Consider the following 11,356-nt stretch of genomic DNA (forward strand, 5'->3'; position numbering starts at 1 on the left):
GGAAGTCATGCACGAGCGCAATGCTCACAACTTCCCCTTAGACTTGGCTGCTGGTGAGCAAGCTCCTGTTGCTATCTCTGCTCCTGCTATCAATGGCTAATCTTCTGAGATAGCAATGTTACAGCCTCGTAAAGTAGAAGAGTGAAGAAAAAAGCCCTCCAAAATGGAGGGCTTTTTTCTTCGTTTTGTAGTCTGATTTGTTCTGAACCTTAATTTATCTGATAAATCAAATGCGAGGCGATCTTCCACACTTTTCAAATTCTGATGTTTTCTTATTTTCCTCTGCTTATAGTTATTAAAGAGCGATATAGTTGAGGCCTGTAACTCTATCACCTATCACCTGCTATAGCAATCCTACCCCAAACGTGAGAAAATACGTAGATAAAAATCCTTGTTTTATAAGCGTTTGAGGCTTTTTGAACTCTCACATATCATTTAGGATTGCTATATAAAACAATTGTGTAGTCAATAGATTTTGGTTATCACCTAAAAAATCAATCAGTTTGCCTTATGTGTATGGAATTTGGGCGGGAAATCTGCGGCAATCTCGAAATCGCAGAAACACGGGAATGGTTAGTGACCAATAGCATTGGTGGTTATGCTTCTGGTACGGTGGCAGGTTTACTAACTCGACGGTATCACGGCTTACTCATTGCCGCTTTACACCCGCCTTTAGGTCGCACCTTACTGTTGGCAAAACTAGATGAAACTGTATTGTATGGCGATCGCACTTATCCCTTACATACAAATCGCTGGGCAAATCAAGCTGTGAGTCCCCAAGGTTATCGACACATTGAATCTTTTACCTTAGAAGGGACAATTCCCCTGTGGCGGTTGGCGGTGGCGGATGCTTTGCTAGAAAAGCGCATCTGGATGCAGTTGGGCGCAAACACTACATATATCCAATACATTCTGCGGCGTGCAACCCAACCTTTGCAACTAACCCTCAAAGCAATGGTAAACTACCGCGATTATCACAGCGACACCCACAGCAACGGTTGGCAAATGTTGGTGGAAGCGGTGGAACAAGGAATTTGTGTGACGGCTGATCCCAGTGCTACACCATTTTATTTGTTGAGTGACAAAGCCAGTTCTACACCTGTTCACAACTGGTATTATGACTTTGACTTGGCAGTAGAACGCGATCGCGGTTTAAACGACAAAGAAGACCATCTCCACGCTGTCACCTTTGCTGTGACTCTCCATCCTGGGGAAACAGTTACCTTTGTCGCCAGCACAGAAAAACAAATTGATTTACATGGTGAAACGGCTCTCAAATTACGCCGCACTCAAGAACAAAAACTATTAGGACTGTGGCAGAGTAATCGACCCATCACAGCACAGGAGTCTCCCGCCTGGATTAAACATTTGGTATTGGGGGCTGATCAGTTTATTGTTGATCGTTCTGTACCAGAAGAATCTCACGGCAAAACCATCATCGCTGGTTATCCCTGGTTTAGTGATTGGGGAAGGGACACAATGATTAGTTTACCTGGGTTGACAATTGCCACTGGTCGCCCAGAGGTAGCACGGGCAATTCTCCGCACTTTTGCCAAATATGTCAATCAGGGAATGCTACCCAATCGCTTTCCTGATGTTGGCGAGGAACCAGAATACAATACAGTCGATGCGACACTGTGGTATTTTGAAGCAATTCGCGCCTACGACAATGCCACCAACGACGATCATTTACTCAGTGAACTGTTTCCCGTACTGGCAGATATTATTTATTGGCACTGTCGCGGTACACGCTATGGTATCCACCTTGATCCAACCGATGGTTTACTTTATGCAGGTGAGATAGGTACACAACTCACTTGGATGGATGCCAAAGTCGGCGATTGGGTAGTGACACCCAGAATTGGCAAACCAGTAGAAGTCAATGCCCTGTGGTACAATGCCCTACGCACAATGGCTAAATTTGCTCGCCAACTGGGTAAACCGCATCAAGAATATGAAGCAATGGCAGACCGCGCCTTAGCAAGATTTTCCCGCTTTTGGAACGAGGCTTTGGGTTACTGCTATGACGTGATTGATAGTCCTGATGGTGATGATGGGGCGTTGCGTCCAAATCAAATTTTTGCTGTATCCTTACCAGAAAGCCCCCTCACCCCTACCCAACAAAAAAGCGTGGTAGATGTTTGTGGCAGAATGTTGCTGACTTCTCATGGATTGCGATCGCTCTCACCTGAACATCCACAATATCAGGGAATATACGGTGGCAATCAGTATCGGCGTGATGGTGCTTACCATCAGGGAACAGTTTGGGGTTGGTTATTAGGGCCATTCGTCCTTGCCCATTTGCGGGTTTACAAAAATCCACAACAGGCGCGGCAATTTTTAGAACCAATGGCAAATCATCTCACAGCATCCGGTGTTGGCAATCTCAGCGAAATTTTTGATGGCGATGCACCAATGACTCCGCGCGGCTGTACTGCCCAGGCTTGGACGGTGGCGGAGGTTTTACGTGCTTGGTTGGCAACGGAGAGTTAGGAGACGAGGGAAGGGAGACGAGGGAGACAAGGGAGACAAGGGAGTACCAGAATCAATCTGTTGGCTGTTTTTGTTTGTATAATCAGATACAGAGGCAATGCTATAATGAATGAAGGCTGGAGATTTGAGGAATCAATTAAGTAATTAGCGTTTCATCACCCTGACACCCCACGCACACCCCTAAAGAGAGATGAGCAATTTGCCACAAAATGGAACTCATAGCAGCGAGAATCAGCAATACGCTTCTTTGATAGAACAACTTGATTTGATGATTCGGGCGCGGTATCCCTTACTGTATGTGATTTCTGTGGAAGAAGAACCTGTAGAAGAAGTGCTGTTGCAAGTTGCAGCGCGTTCTGCGCCTCAGCGACAGGTGTTATTTTGGGATATTGTGCGGGGTTGGAGTGATAATGGTGCGGATAAAGGTTCTGTGATGGCGGCTTTATTACGCATTGCGAAAGCTGACTCGCAAACAGCAGCAATGTTTGTGCTGCGGGATTTGCATCCGTTTGTGAAAAATCCTACCACTGAGAAGAATGCACCGATTGTTAGGGAATTACGAAACTTAGCACGGGAGTTAAAGCGATCGCGTAAAACTATCATCACCACCAGTCATACTTTAGAACTTCCCGATGAACTACTGCAAGAGGTGACAGTTGTTGATTTTCCCTTACCCAGCGTCAGCGAAATCGATTATTTAATTACTCAGTTAGTCGTTCCAGATAAATTAAATATTGCTGGCTTGGCGCGAGAACAATTAATTAAAGCTTGTCAAGGTTTAAGCCGCACTCGCATTTCTAGAGTTTTGGCAAAAGCTTTAGCCGCCAAACAGCAGGTAAATGAGTCTGATATTGATGGTGTATTAGAAGAAAAAAAACAAGCAATTCGCCAAACAGGCATTTTAGAGTTTTTCACACCCCAAGAATCACTCAAGCGCGTTGGGGGATTAGATCAACTCAAACAATGGGTATTGATGCGCCAAGATGCTTTTACCGAGGAAGCCAGACGCTACGGTATTCCTAATCCCAAAGGAATGTTACTGGTGGGAATACAGGGAACGGGTAAATCTCTTTCAGCGAAAACTATTGCCCATGAATGGCGTTTACCCCTACTGAGGTTAGATTCTGGACGGTTATTTGGTGGAATTGTTGGTGAAAGCGAAAGCCGAGTCCGCCAAATGATTCAGATAACCGAAGCAATGGCCCCTTGTGTATTGTGGATTGATGAAATTGACAAAGCCTTTGGCAATATTACCAGTGGTATGGATGGAGATTCGGGGACATCGCGGCGGGTATTTGGCAGTTTAATTACTTGGATGCAGGAGAAAACCAGCCCAGTTTTTATTGTCGCCACTGCCAATAATGTGCAGATATTACCAGCCGAGTTATTACGCAAAGGCAGATTCGATGAGATTTTCTTTTTGAATTTACCAACAGAAACAGAACGCCAAGAGATTTTTAAAGTGCATTTGCAAAGGTTACGTCCCAACCGCCTGCGAGAATTTAATTTAATTTCCTTGGCGAAACAAACACAAAACTTCAGTGGTGCGGAAATTGAACAAGTAATTATTGATGCTATGCACCAAGCATTTTCCACAAGAATAGAAGGACAAAGACGAGACTTCAACACAGAAGATATTTTACAGGCAATAGCGCAGACTGTACCCTTAGCTGCGATCGCCCGTGACCAAATCGAAGCCTTAAAGCAATGGGCAGCAGAAGCCGGTGCCAGGGCAGCGTCCAATGATATTCAATTAGTGGAGGAATTAAAACAATATTCAAACCAAAAAGGCATCGGCCCTTTAGAGGTCGATTAAAATAGAAAAACTATTTATTTTCTGCGCCTCGTTTTTAATCCAAAATCCCAAATCTAAAATCCAAAATTGGAATTATGTCTCATTTCACAACCATCAAAGTACAAATCAAACGCGGTGAAATTCTGCATGAAGTTTTGCAAGAACTAGGCTATCAAGTTGAGTGCAATACTAATGTTCGTGGATATCAAGGAAATACCACTCAAGCCGAGTATGTAATTCGCCAAAAAAACGGTTATGATTTGGGCTTTCGCCGCAATGGAGAAAATTACGAAATAGTAGCCGACTTTTGGGGTGCAAAAATTAATCAACAACAGTTTGTTAACTCCATCAGCCAAAAATATGCTCATCAAACCTTGATTGCAACAGTTCAAGAACAAGGCTTTAATATTGAAGACGAAGAAGTATTAGCAGATGGAACAGTGCGAGTTGTTGTAGGACGTTGGGTTTAACTATCTCGTGAGCATCAAGAGCCTCGATTTCTTAAAGAATTCGGGGTTTTTAACCTATTTGCAGTTCTTATAAATCTGAACGATAAATTAGCGTAATGTCATAGTATATTCCACCTCTTATTTCTTTACCAGTAATCATTGGTAAAGAACCTACAGGCGCTGTCTTAACAGTAAATTGAGATTTATTCAATACTGATAAAACCCATCCTAATTGTTTGTAAGCATTAAAATAATCATCTCTAATATAGCCAGCATTATCTTTATGAAAACAGGTAATATAATCCCCATCTTGATAAAAATGCCAACCTTTATTCAGTAATATGCCTTTTCGGACACTAAAACCAAAATGATTATTACTAAACTTAACCCAGAGTTGATCGATGGTTCGCAGATCCGTTTGTGATAGATTATTCACATCAGCAATATGGAAATATGGTTGATATCTCTTCCCTACAGCTTCTTGTATTTTTTCACCAGTTTCTAAGTTTGCTTGTAGCCATTCTCCAGATGCTAATAAGTTACGCAAACTCGTATAGTCTACACCTACTGCCGACTGTAAAGGAATATATTGTAGTAAATTTTGTCTTTGATTTTCTGTAGCAGAATTAAATAGTAAATCGTAAGCTAACCACTGTAAGTTTCCCGTTTCAGTTAAAACAATCTGCTGCAACAGTACTTGACCTTCTTTACCGTATTTGAGCGCATCTGATAAAGCAGCAATTCTAACTTCCTGTGAATGAACACTATCAAGACGATGCTTAACGCCTTCGATTCCGCCTAACACCACACCATCGATTGGTGGAAGATTTTGTTCACCAAGCACTACATCATATTCTCGTGGTTGATTGATATCATCTGGCATCGATTTTTATTTCTAACTCATACCAGTGTTCCCAAATTTAGGTGATGTCTTCACTTAACCAAGTAATTTTTAGTAAGGGCTTTCTTGAGGATATAAAAGCTTGAGGCGTTTTTGTCGTAGTGCTGATTCTTCTTGATATAACTGCTCTAACTTCTCTACTACTTCTTCTGCTACTCCTAAAATATTAGCCATTTTCCGAATTTTGGCTTTTTCCTGTTCATGATATTCTCCACCAGCAGCAGAAACCCAAATAGCAGATAAAATTATATCTCTCTGTGCCATAGATACTTGAGGAGAACGAGCAATTACTTCTTCTATAGATTCATCAGCTTCATAGTTTTGTAAATCCTCAATCACCCAATCTTCCACACCCCAAGATGCACAGAATCCCAACGCCCATTCCTTCTCTTCTGGAGATAGAATTCCATCTGCTTTAGCGCAACACAAAACAGCTTTCATATAAATGTTACTGTCTTCGTTTGTCGGAGTCTGGCTAAAACCAAAAAACCAATTCATAATCCAAGATGAGCCAATTTTTTTGATATCAGACATAATGTTTACTCTGATCTTTACTGTTTATCAGTTTTTTATAGTAATCCTTATAGGGAAATCTGACAAGGAAAGTTAAGACAGTTAAGATGATATTTGAAGCGCAAGGGTTTAAAATTGAAGCAAATGAAGTGATGGAAAATAGACACAATAAACTTATACTGAATTTACCCTGATATACCCCAAATCTTGATAGTTTTATCAAGACTGCCGCTAACAAGAGTTTTGCCATCAGGACTCAAAGCCATAGACCAAACAATCCCTAAATGTCCTGCTAAATTGTGAATGGTTTCACCTGTTAGTAAATTCCAAATTCTAATCACACCATTCTTTAAACCACCAAACAAAGTTTTACCATCTCGGCTAACACATAATGAATGAATATCATTATCGACTTCTAGGGTAAGTGTATAAATTTTCTTGCTTGTTTCGATATCCCAAACATCAAGTTGAGTTTCTCCTCCAGCAATAGCAATTTTGCCATCTGGACTAATAGCAATACAAGAAATTACTGGCATCGAAATATTTAAACCAAATGTTTCATATCCTAGAGTTGTGAGTTGTTTTTTGCGTTTCCAGTCCCAAACTTTGATTGTCCTATCATTGGTACTACCACTAATCAAAATTTGACCATCAGCACTCAGAGCAACTTTAACAATATTCATTCCCCAAACGTGACAAGGATGACTCCCTAATTTATAGTATTTTCCCAAATGAGGCTGTTGCCAAACATGAATATTTTTATCTTGACTACCACTAATTAAAGTGCCATCAGGAGCCATAGCAAGCGATAAAGTAGCGTCAGTATGACCTTTGAGTGTGAGAATTTGTTGCTGGTTTTCTAAATTCCAAATTTTGATTTCCTGCCAATCGTTAGCATACAAAGTTTTGCCATCTGGACTAAATGCCAGTCCATAAGGTGCTGATAAACCTTCGCTTAATGTGCAGATTAATTGGCTTGTTTGAATATGCCATAATTTAATAGTTTGATCGTGGCTGCTACTAGCAATAGTTTTTCCATCGGGACTAAATGCTATGCCACATACATCAGATGTATGTCCACTAAAAGTAGTTAAGCATTCAAAAAATTGATAATGATATAAATTGAATGCGGCAATAATTTGTTCAGCACTAACTTTTTTTCTTTGATGTAATAACTTATATGCTGCTGCTTTTAACTCTACTGGTTCATGTTGCAAACTTTGAATGACTAACTCTACACCTACATCACCATAATCTATTGCTGGTGCGATCGCAGCGATTTTTGCTTCCAGATTATTACTTAACAGGCGATATTTAACACCTTCAATTCCGCCGAGAACTAACCCATTTACAGGAGGTGGTGTTTGTCCTCCCAGCACAACATCATATCCTCGCGGTTGCTGGAGATTTTCTGGCATTATTGTTTCCTCGACACTAATTAGGACTAACGCAGGAAAACTAAAAATTAAAGCTTTGGGGAAGGGTATAAGGGTTTTGAATAATTACACCCCTGCACCTCTACACCCAATCTCAACAGATAGTATTGATGTGTAAGTCCTGACTAATACCAGTGTTCCCAAATTTCAGATGATGTTACATCTGGCTAATTTCTCTGCAAGTGCAGATAAGGTTCTACAACCTGTCCAAAAGTCACGTGACATACTCCCACACCTCAGCAAGCTGCTTTGTGTGGGCTTCTCACCAAATCCAGCTATCGCTTCGGATACTCGATGAGCTTTAAGAACCGGATGCCCCTCGGCTCTATTTTTTATATTTTTTGCTGCATTATGGTCACGGTCAAGACTGCATCCACAATGGGGACAGTTATGCCATCTTTCATGTAATTTCTTAGGTACTTTCGCACCACAATTAGAACATTCTTGACTCGTCCCAGATGCTTTAACAGGTATTACCAACAAACCAGCATTTTCGGCTTTGTTTATCAGTATTGATAAAAAGCTGCCCCATCCAGCATCATATACAGACTTAGAAAATCTAGACTTTGAAAGTCCTTTGATGTTTAAATCTTCATGTGCAATTACATCATATTTTTTCAGTAAGTTGTTAGCAGTTTTAAAGTGAAAATCTCTGCGCTTGTCAGCAACTTTTTTATGTTGTTTACCTAATTGCTTAACTGCTTTTGTTCTACGATTACTACCCTTCTTTCGTCGTGAAACACGTTTTTGGATAACTCTCAGGCGTTTTTGAGCCTTACGGTAATGTTGAGGAATAGGCACTGTTTCACCATCAGCAGTTGTCAAAAATTCTTTTAATCCCATGTCAATACCAGTTATTGATTCTGGATTAATATCTGGTTTGATTTCTGGAACTGTAGAATCTTCTAGGCTAAGAGTTAAATAATAACCATCTACTTTTTTAGTGACAGAAGCAGTTTTAATTTTGAACCCGTCAGGTAATGGACGATGCAAAATAACTTTTATTTTACCTAGTTTTGGTAAATCAATTAAATTACCTTGCAAACATCCATCTTTCATTTGTGGATATGTGAAAGTGCGGTATCTATTGCGAGGTTTAAAACGTGGTCTACTACTTCTTTTCCCATTACTATCACCTTTGAGAAATCTATCAAAACTTATCTTAACTCGCTTAACCGCATCCTGCAAAACTTGTGAATAGATATCACCATAATGAGGATGAGTTTTCTTAAGCTCAGGTAATGTTTTCTTTTGCGAATAGTAGTCTGGATTGTCTCTTAACTTTGGAAGATGACAAACACTCTTGACAAGCATTAACTGGACAACGATTTTGCTCATACCAATTAAATCTATCAGCCAACAAGTAATTATATTGAGCGCACATCATAGACAGCCATCTGTCTATTTCTGTTGTTTGTTGTTTTGTTGGGCGTAGTCTGTATTGATATGCTGTCCTCATTTGTTTATTACATTGCGTTATGAATATGATAACATAAATATGTTCGCGTTGTGTACACAAATGCCAAAAAAAGATTTACACGTTAGATTAAGCGACCGCAGGTTAAACAAAGTCAGGCAGTATGCTGCAAATAAAGATAAAACGGTAACTCAGGTTATTGAAGAATTAATTGATACATTACCTGACCCGAAATAAAATATTTTGCTCGTTTCCTCCATGTTCTCCTTCCTCTCTACGAGACGCTACGCGAACGCTGTCGCATTGGTCGGAGAACTGTCGTCAACTCACTCGCAATTCATCTCAACACCTCCCTCCGGGTAGGTGTGAGGCTTCTTGCTGTTCTAGCTAAACCCCAACCGATAAATGCACCACCACGGGGTAGATGTCCGACACTAGCATTTAAATCAAATTGCAAATCGTTCCAATAACGCCAACTACCTTGAGAAAACCATCCCACACCTTTACCAAAGCGACACCAAGCTTCCCAGTCAGGGTTAGCTGTACCGCCAACTTTTTGCCAAATATAAGTTTGGACTGCAAAGCCAAAGCGGCCATTGCTAGATTTTTGCCAGAGAGTTTCAATGGTGTTTAAGTCTGCACAGGGAAATTTTTCAATGTCGGTGGGATCTAAACATCCTTGTTGTGTGCGATCGCAAATTTGCAGCATCATAGCGGCAGTTTCTTGATCTGCATCTTGCCATTTTCCCGCAGCCAGTAATTTTTGTAAATTACTGTAGTTTGCGCCAACCGCAGAGATTAAGGGAGGTTCGGTGTCTAAAGAGGATTGTAATTTTGCTAATGCTTGTTGTCCCAGCAGTGATGATATTGTTAATTGCAGTTTTTCAGATTCAGGATTGATAATTTCAAACACCAATCTGATTCCCGCTTCACCATATTTTAACGCTTCCGCAACAGCTAGAACTTGTTCTTCTACCGAGACTGCACTAGTCAAACGCCGTTTCACACCTGCAATACCACCTAAAACCACTCCATCTTTTGGCGGTGGTATTTTTCCACCCAGAACTGCATCATATTCTCGCGGTTGATTGAAATTTTCTGACATTGCGGTTGTTATTTAGAGAAGGCTTGCACTCTATCAATACAGCCCCGGCTTACCGCTTCTCGTAAAATATCTGTGATCCCCCGTCGTTTAAAGTACAGTGCTGCATAGTTACGTTGTATTTGTGTACCGTTGAACAGGTAATGTCGGATTCTGTCTTTACCTTCATGAGTATCAACTAAGCCAAGTGTAAAGTCAATTAACTTACAAGTGGCGCTATTGCGATCGTGTTCTAAATTATCCATTAGTGTATCGATATCAGACACGCCGCCAGCACGCGCCATCGCCACAAAAGCATCATATCTGTCAATTTTATGGCTATATTCTTGTAGTATTTCTTGCACTATAGGTTCTGGTCGAGAAGCCAGTAGGGAATAAGCTGCATAGCGGACTTTCCACAATCTATCTTCTAACGCCGAGATTACCAGTTCTAAACCTGCTTCGCCATACTTGAGTGCTTCTTCTAGTGCGGCAATTTTTTGTTCAATGATCGGATTTGCCAAGCGTCTTTTAACGCCTTCTAGTCCTCCTAAGACTACAGCACCAGGAGGCGCATTTTCTTGACCACCAAGCACAGCATCATACACTCTGGGGCGATTATAATTTTCTTTCATCAAGTTTTTAGGATTAAGCCTACTACTTAGTATTCCCCATTACTAAGGTTAGGCGATCGCAATTTTCATTCAACTTTTTTTCCTGGAAAAGCACGAATCTTATCAAACGCTACTACTTGATTCTAAAATTCCTACCAAAATCTTCATTAAATCTGGCAAATCATCGGGAATGCGATACAGCGAAATATCCTGAAAAATCTGCTGCTTTGTTTTTTCTAAACGACCAAAACGCCAAGCATCACCAATTGTTACTGCACCATAAAAAATATCACCTTCTTCTACTTCAGAAATAGCAATTAACTCTACTGCCATCTGCGTAAAGCCTCTAGTTAAGTCATCATTTTTCGCTTCAACTACCAATAAACTTAGATTGCTTTTCAGGTAATAATCTAAATTACCTTTTAACCAGTTGTTTACTGTCAATGAATACTCAATCCTGATTTGACATTGACAATAACGAGCAACTTCCAGCAATGTAGGTGCTACAAGTGTTTCACGTCGTGCTGTCTCGCTGCTCAAGCTAACTAGTACAGGTCGGCGGAAATAAACAGACCATATTAGTGGGAAGATAAAGAATCAGGATAAAACCCGTTTTGAGGCGCGGCGCAAGGAATCAGGGTGTGGCTAGATTAACTC

At 40.7% G+C, this 11,356-nt stretch carries 10 protein-coding genes and 1 pseudogene; 4 read left to right on the forward strand and 7 right to left on the reverse strand.

Translation table 11 applies throughout. The features are described 5' to 3' along the window. The first annotated feature begins 510 nt into the window (after positions 1-510). The 3 genes from glgX to H6G28_RS35510 all read left to right on the forward strand — a co-directional run bounded on the left by glgX (position 511) and on the right by H6G28_RS35510 (position 4,758). Positions 511-2,493: a glycogen debranching enzyme GlgX gene (gene glgX, locus H6G28_RS35500; protein ID WP_190677906.1), complete on the forward strand. Its 1,983-nt coding sequence runs from the start codon at positions 511-513 to the stop codon at positions 2,491-2,493. A 190-nt stretch (positions 2,494-2,683) separates the two neighbouring features. Then, on the forward strand, positions 2,684-4,309 hold the full coding sequence (locus H6G28_RS35505) for a Ycf46 family AAA ATPase (protein ID WP_190677909.1): 1,626 nt from the start codon (positions 2,684-2,686) through the stop codon (positions 4,307-4,309). Between the two features lie 74 nt (positions 4,310-4,383). Next, on the forward strand, positions 4,384-4,758 hold the full coding sequence (locus H6G28_RS35510) for a DUF1257 domain-containing protein (RefSeq protein WP_190677912.1): 375 nt from the start codon (positions 4,384-4,386) through the stop codon (positions 4,756-4,758). Between the two features lie 67 nt (positions 4,759-4,825). Here H6G28_RS35510 and H6G28_RS35515 read toward each other — a convergent pair whose 3' ends face one another. The 4 genes and pseudogenes from H6G28_RS35515 to H6G28_RS35530 form a co-directional block, all read right to left on the reverse strand. Then, positions 4,826-5,620: a GUN4 domain-containing protein gene (locus H6G28_RS35515; RefSeq protein WP_190677914.1), complete on the reverse strand. Its 795-nt coding sequence runs from the start codon at positions 5,618-5,620 to the stop codon at positions 4,826-4,828. A gap of 69 nt (positions 5,621-5,689) precedes the next feature. Next, positions 5,690-6,172, reverse strand: a complete 483-nt coding sequence (locus H6G28_RS35520; RefSeq protein ID WP_190677917.1) for a TerB family tellurite resistance protein — start codon at positions 6,170-6,172, stop codon at positions 5,690-5,692. Between the two features lie 164 nt (positions 6,173-6,336). Then, complete coding sequence (locus tag H6G28_RS35525) at positions 6,337-7,569, reverse strand: WD40 repeat domain-containing protein (RefSeq protein WP_190677920.1); 1,233 nt, start codon at positions 7,567-7,569, stop codon at positions 6,337-6,339. Between the two features lie 165 nt (positions 7,570-7,734). Further along, positions 7,735-9,046: pseudogene (locus H6G28_RS35530) on the reverse strand (transposase). Between the two features lie 60 nt (positions 9,047-9,106). On the opposite strand from H6G28_RS35530, the gene H6G28_RS37575 reads away from it, so the two are divergent. Continuing rightward, positions 9,107-9,241, forward strand: a complete 135-nt coding sequence (locus tag H6G28_RS37575) for a hypothetical protein (protein ID WP_277883287.1) — start codon at positions 9,107-9,109, stop codon at positions 9,239-9,241. A gap of 100 nt (positions 9,242-9,341) precedes the next feature. Here the strand turns inward: H6G28_RS37575 and H6G28_RS35545 are convergent, their stop codons facing one another. From H6G28_RS35545 to H6G28_RS35555, 3 genes are all read right to left on the reverse strand, one after another. Beyond that, entirely contained in the window at positions 9,342-10,109 is a 768-nt protein-coding gene (locus H6G28_RS35545) for a GUN4 domain-containing protein (protein ID WP_190677922.1), read from the reverse strand. Positions 10,110-10,117: 8 nt separating this feature from the next. Beyond that, the gene (locus tag H6G28_RS35550) at positions 10,118-10,720 is read right to left on the reverse strand and encodes a hypothetical protein (RefSeq protein ID WP_190677925.1); all 603 of its coding nucleotides are present in this window, start codon (positions 10,718-10,720) and stop codon (positions 10,118-10,120) included. 102 nt (positions 10,721-10,822) lie between these two features. Continuing rightward, entirely contained in the window at positions 10,823-11,143 is a 321-nt protein-coding gene (locus H6G28_RS35555; RefSeq protein ID WP_242054747.1) for a hypothetical protein, read from the reverse strand. Between the last annotated feature and the right edge of the window lie 213 nt (positions 11,144-11,356).

It is taken from the genome of Nostoc sp. FACHB-190, assembly GCF_014696905.1.
Classification (GTDB): Bacteria; Cyanobacteriota; Cyanobacteriia; order Cyanobacteriales; family Nostocaceae; genus Nostoc_B.

Bases quoted from the DNA above. Each gene is read 5' to 3' on its own strand.
- glgX (WP_190677906.1), top strand. From the start codon at position 511: ATGTGTATGGAATTTGGGCGGGAAATCTGCGGCAATCTCGAAATCGCA.
- H6G28_RS35505 (WP_190677909.1), top strand. From the start codon at position 2,684: ATGAGCAATTTGCCACAAAATGGAACTCATAGCAGCGAGAATCAGCAA.
- H6G28_RS35510 (WP_190677912.1), top strand. From the start codon at position 4,384: ATGTCTCATTTCACAACCATCAAAGTACAAATCAAACGCGGTGAAATT.
- H6G28_RS35515 (WP_190677914.1), bottom strand. From the start codon at position 5,620: ATGCCAGATGATATCAATCAACCACGAGAATATGATGTAGTGCTTGGT.
- H6G28_RS35520 (WP_190677917.1), bottom strand. From the start codon at position 6,172: ATGTCTGATATCAAAAAAATTGGCTCATCTTGGATTATGAATTGGTTT.
- H6G28_RS35525 (WP_190677920.1), bottom strand. From the start codon at position 7,569: ATGCCAGAAAATCTCCAGCAACCGCGAGGATATGATGTTGTGCTGGGA.
- H6G28_RS37575 (WP_277883287.1), top strand. From the start codon at position 9,107: ATGCCAAAAAAAGATTTACACGTTAGATTAAGCGACCGCAGGTTAAAC.
- H6G28_RS35545 (WP_190677922.1), bottom strand. From the start codon at position 10,109: ATGTCAGAAAATTTCAATCAACCGCGAGAATATGATGCAGTTCTGGGT.
- H6G28_RS35550 (WP_190677925.1), bottom strand. From the start codon at position 10,720: ATGAAAGAAAATTATAATCGCCCCAGAGTGTATGATGCTGTGCTTGGT.